This window comes from Ensifer sp. EB106-05-01-XG146 (assembly GCF_058791875.1).
Genome location: NZ_JBYTDX010000001.1, coordinates 1812678 through 1834463 on the forward strand (window position 1 = coordinate 1812678; position 21786 = coordinate 1834463).

Annotated in this window: 19 protein-coding genes; 4 read left to right on the top strand and 15 right to left on the bottom strand. The window is 61.7% G+C overall.

Translation table 11 applies throughout. The annotated features are described in order from the left end of the window. Nucleotides 1-133 precede the first annotated feature (133 nt). From istB (AC3WVQ_RS08915) to AC3WVQ_RS08985, 15 genes are all read right to left on the bottom strand, one after another. Nucleotides 134-925 (bottom strand): IS21-like element helper ATPase IstB, encoded by a 792-nt coding sequence (gene istB, locus AC3WVQ_RS08915; protein WP_089046329.1) that lies wholly within the window; start codon nucleotides 923-925, stop codon nucleotides 134-136. Continuing rightward, complete coding sequence (gene istA / locus AC3WVQ_RS08920) at nucleotides 922-2166, bottom strand: IS21 family transposase (RefSeq protein WP_246807031.1); 1245 nt, start codon at nucleotides 2164-2166, stop codon at nucleotides 922-924. Before istA (AC3WVQ_RS08920) ends, istB (AC3WVQ_RS08915) begins: the two co-directional genes overlap by 4 nt. A 261-nt stretch (nucleotides 2167-2427) precedes the next feature. Then, nucleotides 2428-3204, bottom strand: coding sequence for an IS21-like element helper ATPase IstB (gene istB / locus AC3WVQ_RS08925; RefSeq protein ID WP_060521043.1), 777 nt, complete (start codon nucleotides 3202-3204; stop codon nucleotides 2428-2430). A gap of 18 nt (nucleotides 3205-3222) precedes the next feature. Continuing rightward, nucleotides 3223-4776 (bottom strand): IS21 family transposase, encoded by a 1554-nt coding sequence (gene istA, locus AC3WVQ_RS08930; protein WP_492382697.1) that lies wholly within the window; start codon nucleotides 4774-4776, stop codon nucleotides 3223-3225. A 158-nt stretch (nucleotides 4777-4934) separates the two neighbouring features. After that, complete coding sequence (locus tag AC3WVQ_RS08935) at nucleotides 4935-5366, bottom strand: cupin domain-containing protein (RefSeq protein ID WP_492382698.1); 432 nt, start codon at nucleotides 5364-5366, stop codon at nucleotides 4935-4937. A 149-nt stretch (nucleotides 5367-5515) separates the two neighbouring features. Then, nucleotides 5516-6622, bottom strand: coding sequence for a TRAP transporter substrate-binding protein (locus AC3WVQ_RS08940; RefSeq protein ID WP_034788435.1), 1107 nt, complete (start codon nucleotides 6620-6622; stop codon nucleotides 5516-5518). A gap of 275 nt (nucleotides 6623-6897) precedes the next feature. After that, a complete protein-coding gene (gene mgrA, locus AC3WVQ_RS08945) occupies nucleotides 6898-7926 on the bottom strand; it encodes an L-glyceraldehyde 3-phosphate reductase (protein ID WP_034788432.1) in 1029 nt (342 codons plus the stop codon). A 129-nt stretch (nucleotides 7927-8055) separates the two neighbouring features. Beyond that, complete coding sequence (locus AC3WVQ_RS08950) at nucleotides 8056-9234, bottom strand: Gfo/Idh/MocA family protein (protein WP_090293959.1); 1179 nt, start codon at nucleotides 9232-9234, stop codon at nucleotides 8056-8058. Between the two features lie 15 nt (nucleotides 9235-9249). Continuing rightward, the gene (locus AC3WVQ_RS08955) at nucleotides 9250-10011 is read right to left on the bottom strand and encodes a sugar phosphate isomerase/epimerase family protein (RefSeq protein ID WP_090293960.1); all 762 of its coding nucleotides are present in this window, start codon (nucleotides 10009-10011) and stop codon (nucleotides 9250-9252) included. A gap of 69 nt (nucleotides 10012-10080) precedes the next feature. Next, nucleotides 10081-10770 (bottom strand): D-lyxose/D-mannose family sugar isomerase, encoded by a 690-nt coding sequence (locus AC3WVQ_RS08960; RefSeq protein ID WP_090293962.1) that lies wholly within the window; start codon nucleotides 10768-10770, stop codon nucleotides 10081-10083. 5 nt (nucleotides 10771-10775) lie between these two features. Beyond that, complete coding sequence (locus AC3WVQ_RS08965; RefSeq protein ID WP_090293964.1) at nucleotides 10776-13250, bottom strand: beta-mannosidase; 2475 nt, start codon at nucleotides 13248-13250, stop codon at nucleotides 10776-10778. Between the two features lie 89 nt (nucleotides 13251-13339). Beyond that, the gene (locus AC3WVQ_RS08970) at nucleotides 13340-14434 is read right to left on the bottom strand and encodes an ABC transporter ATP-binding protein (RefSeq protein WP_034788421.1); all 1095 of its coding nucleotides are present in this window, start codon (nucleotides 14432-14434) and stop codon (nucleotides 13340-13342) included. 4 nt (nucleotides 14435-14438) lie between these two features. Continuing rightward, nucleotides 14439-15266 (bottom strand): carbohydrate ABC transporter permease, encoded by an 828-nt coding sequence (locus AC3WVQ_RS08975; RefSeq protein WP_370689664.1) that lies wholly within the window; start codon nucleotides 15264-15266, stop codon nucleotides 14439-14441. A 115-nt stretch (nucleotides 15267-15381) separates the two neighbouring features. Continuing rightward, complete coding sequence (locus tag AC3WVQ_RS08980) at nucleotides 15382-16290, bottom strand: carbohydrate ABC transporter permease (protein WP_034788417.1); 909 nt, start codon at nucleotides 16288-16290, stop codon at nucleotides 15382-15384. Nucleotides 16291-16490: 200 nt separating this feature from the next. Further along, complete coding sequence (locus tag AC3WVQ_RS08985; protein ID WP_492382699.1) at nucleotides 16491-17726, bottom strand: ABC transporter substrate-binding protein; 1236 nt, start codon at nucleotides 17724-17726, stop codon at nucleotides 16491-16493. On the opposite strand from AC3WVQ_RS08985, the gene AC3WVQ_RS08990 reads away from it, so the two are divergent. The 4 genes from AC3WVQ_RS08990 (at nucleotide 17725) to AC3WVQ_RS09005 (ending at nucleotide 21726) form a co-directional block, all read left to right on the top strand. Then, entirely contained in the window at nucleotides 17725-18111 is a 387-nt protein-coding gene (locus AC3WVQ_RS08990; protein WP_492382700.1) for a hypothetical protein, read from the top strand. The two genes, AC3WVQ_RS08985 and AC3WVQ_RS08990, sit on opposite strands and share 2 nt — an antisense overlap. A gap of 134 nt (nucleotides 18112-18245) precedes the next feature. Then, nucleotides 18246-19301 (top strand): LacI family transcriptional regulator, encoded by a 1056-nt coding sequence (locus AC3WVQ_RS08995; protein ID WP_060520634.1) that lies wholly within the window; start codon nucleotides 18246-18248, stop codon nucleotides 19299-19301. 112 nt (nucleotides 19302-19413) lie between these two features. Beyond that, nucleotides 19414-21036 carry an ABC-F family ATP-binding cassette domain-containing protein gene (locus AC3WVQ_RS09000; protein ID WP_090293970.1) on the top strand — a complete coding sequence of 541 codons (1623 nt, stop codon included), beginning with the start codon at nucleotides 19414-19416 and terminating at the stop codon, nucleotides 21034-21036. A 234-nt stretch (nucleotides 21037-21270) separates the two neighbouring features. Continuing rightward, complete coding sequence (locus AC3WVQ_RS09005; RefSeq protein WP_143034190.1) at nucleotides 21271-21726, top strand: hypothetical protein; 456 nt, start codon at nucleotides 21271-21273, stop codon at nucleotides 21724-21726. The last annotated feature ends 60 nt before the right edge of the window (nucleotides 21727-21786 follow it).

The window sequence follows — 21786 nt, forward strand, 5'->3', positions numbered from 1 at the left end:
AAAAGCAAAGGGCGGCCGATAAGCCGCCCTTTCCATTTCTACAATCGCTGAGACGACCGAACTCGTTCAATCTATCAAGCGTCATCGTGAACTGGTCCTTAGGCGACACGCAAATCTGGTCCGCCAAGGGTGTTTAGTTACTCTCCATACCGGCTGCCGTCGTGGACTTCTGTAGAAGCCCGCTACGGCGCTTTTCTCGTAGCCTGTAGCTGTCGCCACGGATTGTGATGACGTGGCTGTGATGCAGCAACCGATCAAGGATAGCAGTTGCCACGACGGGGTCGCCGAACACTGTTCCCCATTCTCCGACACTGCGGTTGGAGGTGACGAGCATTGCACCCCGCTCGTAGCGCCTCGATACGAGCTGGAAAAATAAGTGGGCTGCATTGGGCTCGAGTGGAAGATAGCCAAGCTCGTCGATGATGAGCAGCTTGGGCTTGGCGAGAAACCCAAGTCGTTCTTCCAGGCGTCCTTCGCCATGTGCTCTCACGAGCGTTGCGACCAATGCCTGCGCCGTTGTGAACAACACCGTGTAGTTTTGACGGATGACCTCTCTTCCAAGCGCAATCGCGAGATGGGACTTCCCAACGCCAGGTGGACCGAGCAGCAGCAAGGCATCACCATTTGCCACCCAACGGGCGGTGGCGAGTTCTCGTATCTGTTGCGGATCGACACTGGGCTGCGCCTCGAAATCAAATCCCTCGAGATCTCGTGCATGCGGGAAATGCGCGATCTTCATCGCCATGATGATGCGTCTCTCGTCCTTCCTTGCAATCTCGCGTTCGCACAGGAATGCGAGCGTCTCGCGAATGGTGAGATCCGCGCGCGAGGCTTCGTCAAGAAGGTTGTCGAGCTGGTCGCGGATGGCGGTGAGCTTCAGCCGGCTCAGCCAGCCGATCAGCGTGTCGTGATCAACTGCCATCACCATTGCCCTCCGATCAACCGCTCATATTCCGACAGTGGGCGAAGAAGTTCGGGCAGCTTGGGAGCGGGCGGATCGGCCTGCGCGGCTTGCTTGACAGGCATGCCGAAGCCGCTGACGCCGACAAAATGGGCGGGATCCGTCAGGCGACGATGACGCCCGTGTGACTCGGCGTGGCTCGCGACAAGCTGACCAGCATGGAATACGCGGACCTGGCCACCGCTGATCGTCACCTCGACAATCTCGCCGATGAGCCGCCACGGGACTGAGTAGGCGTTGGTGTCGACCTCAACGGCGCAATCGGCGTGGACCTTGCGCAGCAGTTCTCGGATCTGACGAAATGGCGGCCTGCCATTTAGTGGGTGTAGCGTCATAGCTTCGTCGCGGACAAAGCGCTCAAGTGGTGGTTCGCCTGTCGTGCCATGGCATCGAAGATCGGCAACCGTGCGCATCCACCACGCAAGGTGCAGGTGAAGGCCTTCCATGCTGTCAAAGCTGTGTCCGGCAAGTGCGTTGTGCTTCACATACCCGACGCCTCGCTCGTCCTTGCCTTTGGTACGAGCCCGGTATGGTGCACATGCGCGAGGACGGAAGTCCCAATAGCGGGAGAAGGCATGCAGCCGATCGTTGAACACGACCTCGCGGGTCACCGCGTCGTGCCGTGTTACCAATGCCGCAGCATTATCGAGAAGGACCTCGCTTGTGACACCGCCAAAATGCCTGAAGGCTGCCTCCATCCCATCGAACCAGGCAGACTGACGGTCGTGGAGAAACGCCGTCGCGTATGTGCGACGCGAATAGCCAAGCGTTGCCACGAAGATGTAGACGCGGACTTTCTCGCCTCCGATCTCCATTCGCTTCTCGCCAAAATCGATCTGTATCTGATGGCCTGGCGGTGTCTCGAAGCGCATCGTCGCTAAAGCCGATGCCGCCAACTGCTGCCGATACCCCGCGACCGCTCGCTCAACCGTGCGCAGACTGACCTCAATGCCGAGTTCTCGAGCCAGATCCTGCCGCACGACATCAGCATTGCCGCCATGGCGAAAGAACCGCTCACGGACCCACGCTTCATGCTTCGAGAGCTGCGTTTCCCGGCGGGCTCGCCGATACCCGCGCCAGCCACCCGTCTCGATGTATCGCTGTACCGTCGTGCGCGAGCATCCCAGCTCCGCCGCGATCCGCCGCGTGCCCCACCCCAGCTTCTTGAGCCGCAGCATCGCAGTCACCTCGTCCGGTTCGAGCATCGCTTCTCTCCGCGCCAATCTCGCGGAGATCTTCGTACCTGTCTCAACGTCCATTAGTCCCTCCTAAGGTCTGAAAGGGGGACCAGTTTTAGGTGTCGCTACCGGACCAGTTTTACATGTCGCCTGACACAATCCAGCCGCTTGGCCGGATTGTCTGCGGATTTCGGATTAACGGGACAGCGATTCCGGTAAATCCCGGACAGTCGTTTCACTAAATCGCGGACAGTCTCGCGGGATCGACTTTCGTTCGCCTGGTTGATGTCATTTGTTATTGATTTCGGCGTTTCGCGTTTCGGTCAAGAGCGAGGTTTGCTTTTGCTTCCTCATGCTATCGCCTTCGAGCGCAATTCGGTGAGAGTTGTGAACGATGCGATCGAGGATGGCGTCAGCGATGGTTGGTTCGCCGATCATCTCGTGCCACTGCGCCACGGGGAGTTGGGCGGTGATCAGAGTTGATTTCCTGCGGTAGCGCTCTTCGAAGATTTCCAGGAGATCCAGCCGCTGCTGATCGCTGAGCGCATGGGTTCCCCAGTCATCCAAGATGAGCAGTTGAACACGTGCGAGCTTGTCGACCAATCGAGGGAACCGACCGTCGAGGCGCGCCAGTGCCAAATCCTCGAAGAGACGAGGCATTCGGACATAGAGAACGGAATAATCGAGGCGGGCTGCTTGCCGTCCGATGGCACAGGCAAGCCAGGTTTTGCCGGTTCCCGTTTGTCCGGTCAGGATCAAGTGCTCATGGGCTTTGAGCCATTCGCCTTGTGCCAGGGAGAGAAGCTGTCTGCGGTCAAGGCCGCGATGGGCGGCGAAGTCGATGTTCTCGATGCAAGCGTCGGGGAAGCGCAATTTGGCGATTGCAAGCCGGTTGGTCAGGCGCTTGTCACCGCGCACGGCCATCTCCCGGTCGAGCATCAGACCCAGCCATTCGTCGCGGTTGAGATCGCTGCCCTCGGGCTGATTGGCCAGTTCACGATAAGCTGCTGCCATGCCGGATAGACCGAGTGCGTGCATCTGGTCGAGGGTTGGATGTGTGAGCATTCAAGTGTCTTCCTTTCTTCACTGGTAATAGGAACTGCCGCGGATGTTGCCATGCGGCGGGGCTGGCTTGACCGGCTCGGCGGCTGGTGGAGCTTGATCGAGGCCGGATTTGAGGATGGTGCTGACGGAGGAATAGCTGGTCGCATTGATCGTCAGCGCCCGATCGCACGCGGCTTCAAGACGCTCAGGTCCGTACCGGCGCGCGAGTGATAGAACGCCTTGAGCGGCGCGGTATCCCTGCTGGGGATGGGGCCTGTCGCGCATCAGCCGTTCGATCAGGATCGCAGCGTTGCGGCCAATCTTTGCGGCCTGCTTGATCAGGCTCGCCGGGGTGGTGTTGGCATAGTGCTGATGCGTCTTGGGCATGTGTTCGTTGACGGTGACGTGACCAGCCCGCTGCGACGTCCGGCGGTGACTGGCGACGCGTTGGTGATCATGGAAGACCTCGACGATCCGGCTTGTGAGCCGGACATCGACCTGGCGGCCAATCAGGCGGTGCGGCACGGAGTAGAAGGCCTTATCGACCTCGACATGATAGTCGGGATGAACCTTTGCCGATTTCCATTCGGAATATTCGAATGGCGTTGCTGGCAAGGGGGCGAGCGCGTCGCGTTCGATCGCTTCGAAGAGTTGATGTCGGGATTTGCCAACACGCCGCATCGGCCGGTTATTGAGATCGTCGAGGAGCTGGCTGATCCGCACATTGAGATCAACGAGGCTGAAGAAGCGCTCATTCCTCAGTCGCGCCAGGATCCAGCGCTCAACGATCAGAACGCTGCCTTCGACCTTGGCTTTGTCCTTCGGCCGTTTTGGGCGGGTCGGCAGGATCGTCGTGTCGTAATGTTCGGCGAATGCTGCAAAAGTGGCGTTGATGGTCGGCTCGAACCACAAGGGCTTGGCAACGCCGGCCTTGAGGTTGTCGCAGACGATCGCTTTTGTTACGCCACCGAAGAAGCTCAAAGCCCGTTGCTGACCCTCGATCCAGTCTGGCAGCCGTTGAGTGAAGCTCGCATAGGCGAAGGTGTACAAAGAGGCCGGCAGAACCGCGACGAAGATCTGCGCCGGCCGGATCTCGCCCGTCGCCGGATCAATGACGGGGACGGTGTGACCAGCATAGTCGGTCTGCATCGCCGCGCCGGCGGTGTGGCGATTGCGGAAAGTGGCGCTGGCGCGCTGTTCGAAAGCGGCGAAGCGCTCACAGAACCAAGTGTATCCATAACCGTTCGGGTGCCGCTCGCGATATTCCTGCCACAACAGCGTCAGCGTCACGCCCTTTCGCTTCAGTTCACTGGCGATCTGGCTCCAGTCAGGCGCGTGCATATCCTGGGGCGGGCGGCCGCGACGATGGAACAGGCGACGCTGCAACACAGCGTCCTCGTCAAGGCCAGGCGGCAACGGCCAGCCCGTCAGCCCGGCCTCACGCGCCCGCAGCAGGTAGGTCGAAATGGTCGTTTTGCTGATCTTCAGCCGTTCCGATATCGCACGAACCGAAAGCCCCTGTTCGTGCGTCAGTCGCAATATCGATCGAATGTCCTTCACGTCAGTAAGTCTCGCCTGCTTCCGTTTCGCCATTCCCCGCACCCCTCTCAAATCGGGGTCCAGAATGGCAAAACGGCGCGTGCGAAAGTCGATGTTTTAATCGCCGAAAGACTGTCCGGGATTTACCGGAATCGCTGTCCGGGAATTAGCGGAAATGCTGTCCCGGATTTAGTGAAATCGCTGTCCGGGATTTAATGGAAACCCTGTCCGCGAATTACCGAAACCCGCAGATTGTCGCGGTACCAGTCGACGATCATCGGCATCGCCTCCTCGAATGGACCGCCGACATAAACGTTGAGCAGCCCCATGCGCGCTTCGCTCTCGTTCTTGAAGTCATGCATCGTCCCGCGCGGGATGACGAACAGCGAGCCCTTCGGCTTCTGGTGCCAGATGTCGCCGACGAGCACGCTCGCCGTGCCCTCGATCACGTAGAAGATCTCGTCGTTGTCGTCGTGCTTGTGGGCGCCCGGTCCCTCGTGCCTGGCATCGAGCCACCATTCCGAGACCGAAAATCGACCAGCGGTTTCAGCGCCATCGGCTTTGAAGACCGCCTGGATGGCGCCCATGTCGTAGCGGCGACCCTCGTCGGGGCCGAGCACGACCGATTGGCCTTCGCTTGGCATGGCTCTTCCTCCGTCCTGTTGAGGCAGCAACCTTACCACGAAATGCGCTCAGTACGGCGCGCAGCAATACGCCGTGCGCGCGGCAACGAAAAAGCCGCCCGCAACGGATATCGCGAACGGCTCGTTTCAATCGGCAATGAGGGGAAAGCTTAGAGCTTGCCGCCGCGCTGCTGGATCATCATGAAGGTGTCGTAATTGTATTCGGCGATCTGGGCGTTGAGGTAGTACTCGCCGCGGAAGGCCTTGATCGAGTCCCAGATCTTCTTGAAGGTCGGGTTCGAGGCTTCCATCTCCGCATAGACCTCGTTGGCCTTGTCGAAGCAGGCTGACAGGATTTCGGCGCTGAACGGGCTGAGCTTGGCACCCGAAGCCACCAGGCGCTTGATCGCCGAGGGGTTCAGGTAATCGTACTTCTGCAGCATGTTCGCGTCAGTGGCGTGGCAGGCGGTGCGCAGCAGCGACTGGTAGTTCTTCGGCAAGCCTTCGAAGGCCGCCTTGTTGAACATGGCGTGAACCGTCGGACCACCTTCCCACCAGCCGGGATAGTAGTAGTAGGGCGCAACCTTGTAGAAGCCAAGCTTCTCGTCGTCATAGGGGCCGACCCATTCGGCAGCGTCGATGGTGCCCTTTTCCAGCGCCGGGTAGATGTCGCCGCCGGCGATCTGCTGCGGCACGACGCCGAGCTTCTCGACGACCTTGCCGGCGAAACCACCGATGCGCATCTTCAGGCCCTGCATGTCGGCAACCGTCTTGATTTCCTTGCGGAACCAGCCGCCCATCTGCACGCCGGTGTTGCCGCCGGGGAAGCCGACGAGGCCTTGGGTGCCGAGGAACTCGTTGAAGAGGTCGATACCGCCGCCATGGTAGTGCCAGGCGTTCATCCCGCGCGCGTTGAGCGCGAAGGGAACGGCTGCACCGAGCGCCCAGGTTGGGTCCTTGCCCCAGTAATAGTATGCGACCGTGTGGCAGGCTTCGACCGTACCGGCAGCAGCCGCGTCAGCGGCCTGCAGGCCTGGAACGATTTCGCCGGCAGCGAAGACCTGGATCTGGAAAGCACCGTCGGTTGCCTCCGAGACGTATTTCGACAGCACTTCGCCGCCGCCATAGATCGTGTCGAGCGACTTCGGGAACGACGACGCCAGGCGCCAGTTCACCTTCGGGTTTGCCTGCGCGATGGCCGGCGTCGCAAGCGCGGCTGCACCTGCGGCCGCCAAGCCGCCGAGGCTTGCGTTTTTAATGAATGAACGGCGATCCATGGTTCCTCCCCTAGTTCTCGCCAAAGGGCGGGCGCAGCGCGCCTCTACCCATCAATCCACCCTGCCCCTTCCCGGACAAACGGTGGCTCTCCTCCTCGTTACCCGCCGAAAGCGACTGAGATCAGCACCGCAACCGGCAGGCATTGTCGCACCTTACAGAAACACCGGACCATGTCCAGAAGCCGCCTTCCGGCGTTTATTCGACTTTTGTCTAATACGCCGGAAAGCGATGTGCTTTGCCTAAAATGCAGGCAAATCAATATTTTCGGTCGAAATCAGAGCTCGGCCGACTTGGCCCAGAGGTTGATGTCCGCCTCGCGCGCATAGAGATCGATCTCGGCCAGTTCGTCGGCCGTGAACGTGTCGTTTTCGAGCGCCTTGACGCAATCGACGATCTGCTCGGAGCGGCTGGCGCCGATCAGTGCCGAGGTGATCCGGCCGTTGCGCAGCACCCAGGCAAGCGCCATCTGCGCCAGCGTCTGGCCGCGCTTTTCGGCGATACCGTTCAGCTTGCGGATGTTGTCGATGATCTCGGGGCGGATGAAGTCCTTCTTCAGGAAGTGGTTCTGCGCCGCGCGGCTATCAGACGGGATGCCGCCAAGATACTTCGTCGTCAGCATGCCCTGGGCGAGCGGCGAGAAAACGATCGAGCCGATGCCGAGATCTTCGAGCGTATGGATCAGCCCATCGTCCTCGATCCAGCGGTTGAGCATGGAGTAGCTCGGCTGGTGGATGAGGCAAGGCGTGCCGAGATCCTTAAGGATCGCGGCGGCTTCGCGGGTGCGCTGCGAGTTGTAGGAGGAAATCCCCACATAGAGCGCCCGGCCCGAGCGCACGATATGGTCGAGCGCACCGCAGGTTTCTTCGAGCGGCGTCTCCGGGTCGAAACGGTGCGAATAGAAGATGTCGACATAGTCGAGGCCCATGCGCTTCAGGCTCTGGTCGCAGGATGCGATCATGTACTTGCGGCTGCCCCATTCGCCGTAGGGGCCGGCCCACATGTCGTAGCCGGCCTTGGACGAGATGATCAGTTCGTCGCGCAAGTGCGCGAAGTCCGTGCGCATGATTTCGCCGAAGGCAGTCTCGGCCGAGCCCGGAGGCGGGCCGTAATTGTTGGCGAGGTCGAAATGGGTGATGCCCAGATCGAACGCCGTGCGGCACATGTCGACCTTGCGGTCATGCGGTGTGTCGCCACCGAAATTGTGCCAAAGCCCCAGCGAGATCGCCGGCAGCTTCAGGCCGGAACGGCCGAGACGGTTATATTTCATGGTGTCGTAGCGGTTTTCCGCCGGTAGCCAGGTCATCGCACAATCCTCCGCGATCGATCTCCGGATGGCGAACTCGTCCGCCACCCTCAAAAATGAAACGGTTTCCGTAGCGGTTGGCCGCTACGGAAACCTCAGTTCACAAAGGTCTAAACCTCTCCGGTGTCGCTATGAAGCGGCAGCGACGCGATTTCCCGACATTTCTTCTTCGGTCTCGCGCAAGAGTGCCCGAGCTTCCTCGATGCCGAGGGCGGCCGGCTGGGTGCAAGTGGTGGAGAGTTCGACGAAACGTCCCTCCTCGCCAGATTTCAGGATCGACACCATGACGTCGACGCCGTGCAGCGCGCGGTCGAGCGAGCAGCGGGCATCGCGGCCCTCGAGGATGGCGAGCGCCATGTCGGCAAGGCCGGCGGTGCGGTAATTCGCCATCGGCCCCTGCGGATGCTCCTGGTTGGCAACACCGAAAGGATGATCCCAGGGCTCCAGCGGCTCGATTTTCTTGTCGCAGCCGCTTGCTTCCACCGTGCCGCCGAAGAAGTTCGGGTCGGGCACGTAGAGCGAGCCTTCGGTGCCGTAAAGCTCCATGTTGGCATGGCGGTGCGACCAGACATCCCAGCTGGCCGACAGCGTGATCGTCGCGCCGTTCTCAAATTCGAGCAGCGCGTGGATGTTGGTCGGCGTCTTGACCGGGATCACCTCGCCCTTGCGCGGTTCGCTGGTGATCGTGCGGGTCGGGTTGGCCATGGTGGCGAGCGCCGCCACGCGCTTCACCGGGCCGATCAGGTTGATCAGGTTGGCGATGTAGTAGGGACCGAGATCGAGGATCGGGCCGCCGCCGGGCAGGAAGAAGAAGTCCGGGTTCGGATGCCACATCTCCATGCCCGGGCTCATGACGTGGCAGGTGCCCGAGGTCACCCGGCCGATCTTGCCCGCGTCAACATAGCTACGGGCAAGCTGATGCGCGCCGCCGAGGAAGGTGTCCGGCGCGCAGCCGACGGAAAGGCCCTTCGCCTTGACGATCGCCCTCAACTCCTCGCCCTGCTCCAGGGAGAGCACCAGCGGCTTTTCCGAATAGACGTGTTTGCCGGCTTCGAGGATTGCCTTGGAGACCGGATAGTGCGCGTCCGGAATGGTCAGGTTGACGACGATGTCGACATCGGGATTGACGAGCAGCGCCTCGATGCTCTCAGCTTGAACGCCGTATTCGGCCGCCCGCGCCTCGGCTGCCGCCGGGTTGATGTCGGCGCAGGCGACAACCTTGATGCCCCGGAAAAGCGGGGCAAGCTTGAAGTAGGTGGTGGAGATGTTGCCGCATCCGATGATGCCGACGCCAAGTTCCTTGGTCATGGATAAACCTGCTTCTCAATAAGATTGGATGGAGGCGAGCGAACGCTTGGCGAAGCGCTTGAAATCGCTCGGGTTGTCGTGCTCGGCGATGAAGTAGCGGGCCTTCGTGCCGGAAAGTGCCGCAAACAGGCCTTTCCAGTCGACCGTGCCCTCGCCGACATCGGCCCAGCCGTCCTCGTCCTTCTTCTCGCCTGTCGGCGCGATGTCCTTCACATGCACGGCGGTGATGCGGTCGCCATACTTCTTGATCCAGGCGATCGGATCGGCGCCGCCGCGGATGATCCAGGCGATATCGGCCTCCCAGGAGAGATCCGGTCCGCCCGCAAAGATCAGGTCCTGCGGAATACTGCCATCCGGAAGGGCCGCGAACTCGAAGTCGTGGTTGTGCCAGCCGAAGATCAGGCCGGCATCACGATAGGGCTTGCCGGCCTTCTGCAGCCGCTCGCCGAAGGCGCGCCAGCCGGCGGCATCGGTCGGGCGCTGGTCGGGCATCAGGTAGGGGCAATAGATCGCCTTGATGCCGAGCGCCTTGGCGATTTCGAGCACGCGGGCTGGATCGCTTTCGAGCATGTCCAGGCCAAAGTGCGCGGTCGGCATGGCGAGACCATTGTCGTCGAGACCTTCCTTGAAGGCGGCGATCTCGGCGTCGCTGAGCGCTGCGTAAAGCGCGCCGTAACCTTCGACCTGGCTGTAGCCGGCGTCGCCGAGTGCTTTCAGCACATTGGCGAAAGGCGGGAAATTGCGAGCGCTATAAAGCTGGAAACTGACGTCCTTCATGAAATCCTCCTCGATTTCGTCCTGGGGGTCTTGGGATAGTGGGATCTTGGGGTTGTTGGGGTCTCGGTATCACCTGAGCCAGGTATCGTAGTCCGACACCAAGAGGTGGGCGGGGCCTGCGTCCTCCTCGATCGCCGAGAAGCGACCGACCGGCTCGCGGAAATAGTTGTCGGTGAGATCGTCGTTGACGGTCGATACTTCGCCCATCAGCACGTCGGCGCCCTCGGCCCAGAAGGCGTGCCAGTTGCCAGGGAGAAGTGTGACGCTTTCACCGGCCTTGAGCTTCAGCAGGTCGCCAGCTTTCAGCGTGCGCAGCCGTGCATCGGTCGCGACAACGACGTCGCTCTCCTCGTCAACCGAGCCGTCCGGTCTGGAATTGTACATCTGCAGCACCAGCGAACCGCCGCCACGGTTGATGATGTCCTCGGTCTTGACCGCGTGACGGTGCAGCGGGTTGACCTGGTCCTTGGCGGTGATCATCAGCTTCTCGGCGTAAACCATGCCCTGCCCGGTCTTCAGATTGGCGGCATTGCCGTTGCGCAGCGTGAAGAGCACCAGCCCGAACTCGTCGAAGCGGCCCTTGCCATAGTCGGTAATGTCCCAGCCGAGCCGGGCATCAAAGATCGTCGGACTGTCGGAAGCGACGCGCGCCTTCAGTTGCTCCGGCGACCAGTAGGCAAAGGGTGGCAGGGTGAAGCCGAAGCTCTTCATGAAGGCATCGCTCTCAGCGATGATGTCGTTGAGGTGGCTGCGTTTCATGGCGGTCAACCCTTTCCCTGGCAGGATTCGAGATCGAAGGCGGAAAAGCGCGGCAGCTCACCTGCGTCAAACAGCACCTTCGGGGTAAAACGGATGACCTTCGTCTCGCCGGCCAAGAGGTCGAAGGCGTTGTCGGAATAGCGCCCGGCGACATCCGCCTCGATCATCACATGCAGCGCCAAGCCGCTCGCCTTGACCGTGACGTCGAAGGCGCCTTCGCCTGCGGGCGCGACATCGAGTGTCAGGCCGGACGGCTTGAGGTCGAGCGCCTTGTAGGTGCCGTTGACGTGGTGCCCCTCACCGCGCATGCCGTTCGATGCCTCGAACGACCAGAACAGCAGGTCGCCTTCCGGAATGTCGAAGGCCGCGATCGTCGCCAGCGTTGCCGCCCGGTCCGGGCTGCAGGTACCGGCGACCGCCGCGAGCGGCGTGCGCTGGCCATCGAGCGAAACCAGGAAGGTCTGCAGCGCGACGGTCACCGGCTCTGCCGTATCGTTGACCATCGAGAACGCGATTTCCTTTCCATCTGCCGATGGGATCGCTGCGACCGAGACCGGCTGGAAGAAGCGACGGACCATGTAGTGCATCGCCTTCCAGCTGCCGCCATAGTCGAGGCTCGACCAGGAGGCGACCGGCCAGGTGTCGTTGAGCTGCCAGTAGAGCGTGCCCATGCAATGGGGCTTCAACGAGCGCCAGTAGTCAACGGCCGTGCGGATCGCCAGCCCCTGCTGCACCTGGCTGAGATAGACGAAAGCCGGAAAATCCTTGGGGAAACGGAAGTAGCGGAACATCGTGCCGGCGATGCGCTCGTTGCCGCCGACATTCTTCTGGTGGCTCTCGATCACGGGCGACGCGATATTGAGGTCCTTCTCGGCCGCAAACTGCCGGATGACCGGCATCGACGTATAGGACTGGAAGCCGAACTCCGAGCAGAAGCGCGGCCGCACGGTGCGGTAATTGTCGAAGGACTTGTTTTCGTGCCAGACCGACCAATAGTGCATGTCGCCGGAACCATCGGCATGCCAGGCGTCGCCGAAGTCGAGATATCCCGACGCCGGGCTCGACGGCCACCAGATCGCTTCGGGCAGCGCCGCCTTCAGCGCCACCTCGATGGTGCGGTTCAGCCGGTCATATGAGACGAGATAACGGTCGCGATCCTTGCGCGGCTCATCGAACCAGGTGAGCGCGCCGACGAGCTCGTTGTCGCCACACCAGACCGCGATCGACGGATGCGACGACAGGCGCTTGGCCTGGTAGTCCACCTCGGCTGCGACATTCTCCAGGAAATCCGGCGTCGAAGGATAGAGGTTGCAGGCGAACATGAAGTCCTGCCAGACCATGAGGCCCAGCCGGTCGCACAGATCGTAGAACCAGTCCGGCTCGTAGAAGCCGCCGCCCCAGACGCGGATCATGTTCATGTTGGCATCGACAGCCGAGGTCAAAAGGTCTTCGACGCCTTCGCGGGTCACCCGCGACGCCAGCGCATCGGCCGGGATCCAGTTGGCGCCCTTGCAGAAGATCTCGCGCCCGTTGACGCGGAAGGCGAAGCGGCTGCCGGCCTCGTCCTTGTCGGTCAGAAGCTCGGCGGTGCGGAAACCGATCTGACGCGTCACCTGCTCCTGCGGCACCTCGACGGTCAGCCGCGACAGGTCCTGCTCGCCGCTTCCAGCCGGCCACCAGCGCTTGGGCTCGCTCACGGTGAAGACATGGGTGATGCGGGTCTCGCCCTTGCCGACGGCGCAATCGAGCCGTTCGCGGTCCTCGTCGAGCGAGAAGTGCACCGGCACAATACCCGGCCCATCGGCAAAGAGCGTCAGCGTCACCACCAGATCGACGCTGCCATCCTCCAGCCAGACCTGCTTGCTCGTCACATGCTCGATGCGGGCGATCTCCAGCCGGCAAAGGGCGATCTCTCCGTAGACGCCGAGCGGCGCGATCGCGAGGTTCCAGTCCCAGCCGAAATGGCACTGGGGTTTGCGCAGCATATTGCCGTTGGCGATCGGTGAATTGCCAGGGTGATAGGGCACGTAGAAGGGCTGCTCCGCCTGCCGCCGCGCGCCTTCGGCAATCGAGGAATGCAACACGATGCGGATGCGGTTCTCGCCTCCAACCAGCGTCTTCGAGACATCCGGGCGATAGCGTCGGAAGCAATTCTCCGCTTCAAGCACCAGCTTGTCATTGACGAACACCGAGGCAACCGTGTCGAGGTATTCAAGGTCGAGATACCAGTAGCCGGCAATGTCGTCGGCACCGACCGTGACCGTGCGCTCGATCACCCAGTCCTTGTGCGCCGCCCACTGCACGTCGTTTTCGTTGCGCCCCACATACGGGTCGTCGATCACGCCGGCCTTCAGCAGCGCCGAATGCACATCGCCCGGCAACTCCATTGCCAGCGCATGGCTATTGTCGACGGAAGAAAGTTGCCAATCCCCTGCGAGATCGAGACGAATGGCGGTGCGGGTGAAATCCTCAGAGAGCATGCGCATGGTTCCATAGATCGACCGGCCACGCCGGCACAGTCATTGCTGGGAGGTGCCGGGCAGCGGTGGCCGCCCGGCATCTCCTTATTTCAGAGTCGGTTCTCGCTTGTCGCATCGAAGATCGAGGCGACGCCCATGTCGAAGGAAAGCGTGACCGCCGTGCCCGGCGCATAGCGCCGCTGGCCGGCGATACGAACCGACATCGACTGTCCGGCAAGCTTCAGCCACAGCAGATTGTCGGCGCCCATCGGCTCCTCGATATCGACGACCGCCCGGTGCGAGGCCGGCGCGCCACTTGCCGCTTCGTCGACGCGCACATGCTCGGGCCTCAAGCCCAGCACCACCTTCTGGCCATGCACGAAGGGCGCGCGCGACGGATAGGCCGACACGTCGAAATCGACGCCGTTGGCGTGGACGTAGGCGCGCTGGTCGCGCAGCTGCAGTTCGCCGCGAAAGAAGTTCATCGACGGCGAACCGATGAAGCCGGCGACGAACAGGTTTTCCGGCGCGTTGTAGATCGTCATCGGATCGGCAAGCTGCTGGATCACGCCGCTCTTCATGACCGCGATGCGGTCGGCAAGTGTCAAGGCCTCGATCTGGTCATGGGTGACGTAGATCATCGTGTTCTTCAGCGACTGGTGCAGCCGCTTGATCTCGACGCGCAGTTCCGAGCGCAGCTTGGCGTCGAGGTTGGAGAGCGGCTCGTCGAACAGGAACACGTCGACATCGCGCACCAGCGCCCGGCCGATCGCCACACGCTGGCGCTGGCCGCCCGAGAGTTCCGAAGGCTTGCGCTTCAAGAGCGGCTGGATCTGCAGGATCTCGGCGGCGCGGCTGACGCGCTTGTCGATCTCTTCCTTCGGCACCTTGGCGACCTGCAGGCCGAAGGAGAGGTTCTTCTCCACCGACATCTGCGGATAGAGCGCGTAGGACTGGAACACCATGCCGATGCCGCGGTCCTTGGGCTCCTCCCAGGTGACGTTCTTGTTCTTGATGAAGATCTGCCCGTCGCTGACATCGAGCAGCCCGGCGATGCAGTTCAGCAGGGTCGACTTGCCGCAGCCGGACGAGCCGAGCAGCACCAGGAACTCGCCGTCCTTGATGTCGAGGTTGAGCGTGTCGAGCACAGTGACGGCACCGAAGCTCAACGACAGGTCTTTGACCGATACGCTGACGTTTTGCATGTTGTTACCCTTTCACTGCGCCGGCGGCGATGCCGCGGACAAAAAGCCGTCCGGAGACGAAGTAGACGAAGAGCGGAACCGCCCCGGTCAGGATCGTCGCCGCCATGTTGACGTTGTATTCCTTCACGCCCTGGACCGAGTTGACGATGTTGTTGAGCTGAACCGTCATCGGGTAGTATTCCGGCCGGGTGAACACGACGCCGAACAGGAAGTCGTTCCAGATCCCGGTGACCTGCAGGATCATCGCTACCACGAAGATCGGCAGTGACATCGGCAGCATGATCTTGAAGTAGATCGTCCAGAAGCCGGCGCCATCGACGCGCGCGGCCTTGAACAGTTCCTCCGGCAGGCCGGCGAAATAGTTGCGGAAGAGCAGCGTCAGGATCGGCATGCCGAAGATGGTGTGCACGAGGATGAGGCCGGTGAGCGTGCCGTAGATGCCCATTTCCCGCAGTACGATGACGATCGGATAGATCATCACCTGATAGGGAATGAAGGCGCCGACGATGAGGATGGTGAAGAACAGCTCCGCCCCCTTGAAGCGCCAGTTGGCGAGCGCATAACCGTTGACCGAGGCGATCGCGATCGAGACGATCGTCGAAGGAACGGTGATGCGCACCGAGTTCCAGAAGCCGCGCGAAAGGCCGTCGCAGTTGAGCCCCGTGCAAGCGCTCGCCCAGGCCTTTGCCCAAGGCTCGAAGGTGATTTCAACCGGCGGGGCAAAGATGTTGCCGAGCCGGATTTCCGGCATGCCCTTGAGCGAAGTCATGACCATCACGTAGAGCGGCAGCAGGTAGTACAGCGCCACGACAATCAGCGTGCCGTAGATCATGATGTTGCGGCCAGACAACGCCCGGCGGGGCTTGGCGCCGCGGGGGCCAGCGACGACCCGGTTTGTCTGCGCCTGCAGTGCGGCCTCTTCAGTCACCGAATTGAAAGCAACGATATCAGACACGCTTGCGCCCTCCCCCGAATTCCAGATAGGCCCAAGGCACGATGATGATGGCGACGGTGATGAGCATCATCGTCGAGGCGGCAAAGCCCTGACCGAGGTTCTGCGCCTGGAACATGTAGTCGTAGACATATTTTGCAGGCACTTCCGACGCGATGCCGGGACCGCCGCTCGTCTGCGCCACCACCAGGTCGTAAACCTTGACGATGCCGCTGGCGATGATCACCAGCGTGGTGATGAAGACGCCGCGCATCATCGGAATGACGACGAAGATGTAGGTCTTCCACATGGGTATGCCGTCGACGCGCGCGGCCTTCCAGATGTCCTCGTCGATGCCGCGAAGACCTGCGAGCATCAGGCACATGACGAGCCCGGTGCCCTGCCAGAGGGCTGCGATCAGGATGCCGTAGATGACGATGTCGGCATTATAGAGCGGGTCGAAGGTGAAGCTTTCCCAGCCGAGCGAGCGCACCACCGACTGGATGCCGAATTCCGGATTGAGCAGCCATTGCCAGACCAGGCCCGTCACGATGAAGGACAGGGCGAAGGGATAGAGCATGATGGTGCGGAAGGTATTTTCGAAGCGGATCTTCTGGTCCATCAATGCGGCCAGCACGAAGCCGATCAGCAGGCTGAAGATCAGCGAGAAGATGCCGTAGATTGCCAGATTCTGCACCGAGATCAGCCAGCGCGGCGCCGCCCAGAGGCGCTCGTACTGATCGAGGCCGACGAATGAGAGCCGCGGCAACAGCTTGGAATTGGTGAAGGAATAGACGACCGTCCAGATCGTGCCGCCGAGGAAGATCACCACGGCCGTCAAGATCATCGGGACGGAGGCAATCTTCGCGTTCAGGTTCCGCAGCCACTGGTTCGGTCGGCCCGAACCTTGTGTGTAACCCGCCATGTTTCGTTCCTCCGGAACTGCATTGGGTTTCGGACGATGGGCAGCCCCGCGCACTCAGCGCGCAGCGCTCTGCCACATCAGGGCGACAACCACTCCCATGGGGCCCGCAAACGCATCACGCGCGGACGACCGGCACATCCTGCCGAATGGGAGGCTTTGACCGGCCTCGTTTTCAAAGAGGCCGGCCAAGGCAATTGCGGTTACTCCGCGTTCGCGATGATGTCGGCGAAGCGCTTCTGCGCGTCTTCCGGCGTGATCGACGGGTTGGCGAAGAATTCGGAGAACAGGTCTTCCTTCTGCTTCTGGCTGTCGGCCGAAAGCAGCTGGTCGGTACCCTGGATCACGTTGCCCTTGGCAAGAATGTCCAGCCCCTTCTTCATGCAGTCGTTGGCAGCCGCCAGATCGACGTCGCCGCGCACCGGCAGCGAACCCTTCTTGAGGTTGAAGGCGACCTGCGTCTTCGGATCGAGCAGCGTCGAGGCCAGCGCTTCCTGCGCCTTCGACTTTTCCTCGTCCTTCAGAAGCGGGAAGTAGAAGGCGTCGCCACCGGTCGAGATGATCTCGTTGACGCCGAGGCCCGGCAGGCAGGTGTAGTCGGTTCCGGCCTTCTGGCCGGCCAGCGCGAATTCACCCTGCGCCCAGTCGCCCATGATCTGGCCGCCGGCCTTGCCGGTGATGACCATGTTGGTCGCCTGGTTCCAGTCCTGGACGTTGGAGCCTTTCGACATGCGGCGGGCATCGTCGGCAGCCTTGAAGACCTTGGCGATCTCAGGACCCGCTGCCACTTCCTCGTCCTTGTCGCCGAAGACCTTCTGGAAGGTGTCCTTGCCGGCGATCGCCACCATCAGCACGTCGAAGGCGCCGGCTGCCTGCCACGGCTGACCGCCGACGGCGAGCGGCACGATGCCTGCCTTTTCGAGCGCGGGCGCCGCGGCCACGAATTCATCCCAGTTCTTCGGAACCTCGACGCCGGCCGTCTTGAAGGCCGTATTCGACAGCCACAGCCACTGCCAGGAGTGGATGTTGACCGGGGCGCAATAGATCTTGCCGTCGATCGTGCAGGAATCAAGCAGGCTCGCCGGCTTGATGATGTCCTTCCACTTCTCGCGGGTTGCGACATCGGTGAGATCACGCATCAGCCCGGCCTGAACCAGTTCCTCGGCCTGGCGACCATGGTTGAACTGCGTGGCGCCCATCGGGTCGCCACCGGTGATGCGGCTGATCATGATCGGACGGGCGGTGCCGCCAGAACCGGCGATCGCGCCGTCGACCCAGTGATTGCCCGTCGCATCGAAGGCCTTGGCGAGTTCCGCGACCGCGGCAGCTTCGCCGCCCGAGGTCCACCAATGGGTCACTTCAAGATCGACAGCGTTGGCTGTGCTGAGCGGCAGGGCCACGGCGGCTGAAAGCACGGCGGCGAAAGAACGTAAATTCATGAGTCTCCTCCCTCACTGTAACGTTACCGTAAAAAACTTAGTGCAATCGATTACAGGACGCAACACCCACCACAATCGATTTAAACAGAATTTTAAAAAACACCCATTGCGTGCATACGCAGCCGCGTTCCAAAGCGCTTTGCGCGCAATGGCGGCACCCACGCGGCCAGCAGGAATCCCTTACATCGCGCTGAAATACATATATTTTCCGCAAAAATGGCGTACCGGCATCGGAGGCGCCATCTCGCAAGTGCAAAAAGCATGCGCCAAAACTTCCGATTCAACCAGTCCGCTCCATCTTTCGCAGCGCAGCAACGAAAACGCTCGACATCGCAACTGTATCGTTACAGATTTGAAGCAATTTGATCCATCCAAAGCAGCATAGCCGCCACCGACTTTTCGTATATAACGCGATGACGTGACAGGGCGACGGCGCGGCGGATGGAACTGAACCGACGCGTTTCGCTGCCGGACGGGCAATCTGGCGGCGTGCGGCAAGAGAGTGGGCGGGTGACGGCAATGGACAACAAGACGAAAAACAGGCCGCAGACACTGCCGGATGGAGCCCGTCCGACACTGAAGACGATCGCCTTCATGACCGGGCTCGGCATCACTACGGTTTCGCGGGCGTTGAAGGATGCGCCCGATATCGGTGCGGAAACCAAGGAGCGTGTGCGGCTCGTCGCCAAACAGATCGGCTACCAGCCGAACCGCGCCGGCGTGCGCCTGAGAACCGGCAAGACCAATGTCATCAGTCTCGTATTGACGCTGGAAGAAGAGATCATGGGCATCACCAGCCCGATGGTCGTCGGCATCACCGAGATCCTTGCCGGCACGCCCTACCACCTGGTCGTCACCCCCTATAGCGCCGTCAAGGACGCGCTGGCGCCGATCCGCTATATCCTCGACACGGGTGCCGCAGACGGCGTGATCATCTCGCGAACCGAGCCGCACGATCCGCGTGTGGCGCTTTTGACCGAGCGCGGCCTGCCCTTCGTCACGCACGGCCGCACCGAAATGGGGATCGTTCACCCCTATCACGACTTCGACAACGAGCGTTTCGCCTACGAGGCGGTACGCAAACTGGTGGCGCGCGGCCGGCGGAAGCTGGTGCTGCTCGAGCCGCCGCCGCACCTCACCTTCTATTCACACATGCGCGCCGGTTTCGAGCGTGGGCTTCGCGATTTCCAGGCGGATGCAGTCGGCTTCCACCAGACCAACATTGACCATTCACTGGTCGAGATCCGCGACGCCTTCGAACCCCTGATGCGCTCGGCGGACGCGCCCGACGGCATCGTTTCGGGCAGCGGCTCCGGTGCGATCGCTTTGATTGCCGGCCTGGAAATGGCCAAGAAGAAGCTCGGCGAAGACTGCGACATGGTCTCGAAGTCACCGAGCGACTTCCTGCGCTGGCTGCGCCCGGAAGTCATGACCATGTACGAGGACATCCGCGTGGCCGGTCGGGAACTGGCCAAGGCAGTCATCGGCCACATCGACGGCCAGCCGCCAGAAACGCTGCAGAGCCTTAGCCAGCCCGAGTTCCAGCCGCCGATCACGCGTGGCTTGCGCGCCTAGGAAAGGCTGAAAACAGCCCTCAAGTCTTGCTTGTGACGCAGAAACCTGCGACAGGCCGGGGCAACAATTGGGCGCGACTGCGCCCCGCTCCTCCCTTCAGGCTACCGCAGACATGATCCGTATCGAAAACATCAGCAAGCAGCTCAGCCACCGCATTCTTTTCATCGAAGCCTCCGCCGCGCTCAACCGCGGCGAAAAGGTCGGCCTCGTCGGCCCGAACGGCGCCGGAAAGTCCTCGCTCTTCCGCATGATCACCGGCGAGGAAATCCCCGACGAAGGCCAGGTCGCCGTCGATAAGGGCGTCACCATCGGCTACTTCAACCAGGACGTCGGCGAGATGTCCGGCAACAGCGCCGTTGCCGAAGTGATGAACGGCGCTGGCCCTGTCAGCGAAGTTGCCGCCGAGCTGCGCGAGCTCGAGGCCGCCATGGTCGATCCGGATCGCCTCGATGAAATGGACGCGATTATCGAGCGCTACGGCGAGGTGCAGGCGCGCTACGAAGAACTCGACGGCTACGCGCTCGAGGGCCGCGCCCGCGAAGTGCTGGCGGGCCTCAGCTTCTCCCAGGAGATGATGGACGGCGACGTCGGCAAGCTCTCGGGCGGCTGGAAGATGCGCGTGGCGCTTGCCCGTATCCTGCTGATGCGGCCCGACGTGATGCTGCTCGACGAACCGAGCAACCATCTCGATCTCGAAAGCCTGATCTGGCTCGAAGACTTCCTCAAGAACTACGACGGCGCACTGATGATGACCTCGCACGACCGCGAGTTCATGAACCGCATCATCACCAAGATCATCGAGATCGACGCAGGCCAGCTCAACGCGTATTCGGGCGACTACGGCTTCTACGAGCAGCAGCGCGCCCAGAACGAGAAGCAGCAGCAGGCGCAGTTCGAGCGCCAGCAGGCGATGCTCGCAAAGGAGATCAAGTTCATCGAGCGCTTCAAGGCGCGCGCCTCGCACGCCTCGCAGGTCCAGAGCCGCGTAAAGAAGCTCGAGAAGATCGACCGGGTCGAGCCGCCGAAGCGCCGCCAGACGGTCAACTTCGAATTCCGTCCGGCGCCGCGCTCCGGCGAAGACGTCATCAACATCAAGGGCGTGCACAAGAAATATGGCAGCCGCAGCATCTATGAAGGGCTCGACTTCATGGTGCGCCGCCGGGAGCGCTGGTGCATCATGGGCATCAATGGTGCCGGCAAGTCGACGCTGTTGAAGCTCGTCGCCGGCTCGACCGAACCGGACGAAGGCAATGTCGCGCTCGGCGCCAGCGTCAAGATGGGCTACTTCGCCCAGCATGCGATGGACGTGCTCGATGGCGACCGCACGGTGCTGCAGCAGCTCGAAGACACCTTCCCGCAGGCCGGCCAGGCGCCGCTGCGCGCGCTTGCCGGCTGCTTCGGCTTTTCCGGGGACGATGTCGAGAAGAAGTGCCGGGTGCTTTCGGGCGGCGAGAAGGCGCGCCTGGTGATGGCGATCATGCTCTTTGACCCGCCGAATCTGCTTGTTCTCGACGAACCCACCAACCACCTCGACCTCGACACCAAGGAAATGCTGATCAAGGCGCTCGCGGACTACGAAGGCACCATGCTGTTCGTTTCGCACGACCGCCACTTCCTCGCAGCCCTTTCCAACCGTGTGCTGGAGCTGACGCCCGAGGGCATCCATCAGTATGGCGGCGGTTACACGGAATATGTCGAGCGGACCGGCCAGGAAGCGCCGGGTCTTCGCAGCTGAAGCAAAGCAAGCTGGGCGTCGCGCGCCGGCGCCCAGCATTTCGCAGTCACCGCCTTCCTCGGCGGGACCGAGGACCTGCAAGCAGAACCCAAACGCATAACGCGACCCTGCTCTAAATCGGTACTGAAAAAACTAGGTTCTTGTGGCGCTGCCGTGGCAACGCCCACCGATCCTAACTTATCGCGCCGTGAAATCGATGGGACTTTGGTCCGACTCTTGCTGCCAAAGGTCTGAGTGTCATTGCCGCGCCATGCACCGGTCACATATTGCACGGGCTGGGGCGCCATCGCAGCAAACAAAAAAGCTGCCAATCACTTCAGACAGGTGATGTTCGGCATGACATCGAGAATTGCATGGAAAGACAGGCTGACTGACCGCGCGTGGGCCTTCCTGTCCAATCCCTTGACCATCGGCATCTATCTGGCGCTCGCCATGCTTTGCGCTTTCGTCGGCAGCACAACGACCGGCATTCCGGCCTACCTGCTCATGGCCATCGGCTTTCTGCTGGTGATCTTTGTCGATCCGCCAAAGAGACTGGGTAGGCTGCGGCAACGGCGCCGCCGCTCGTCACCGCCAAACACGGTTACGCCATTTCCGCGTCGAACGGATGAGCGCGAAACGATGCGCGGCTCGCAGCACCCGGGCGAACGCAGCCGAACCCGCGACGATCGCCGCGCTTCTCGGCGTTAGCCGCGCCCGCCAGGGGTCTTTGGGACAACTGGCGTCACGCGGTGCACAAGCCCAGGCCGG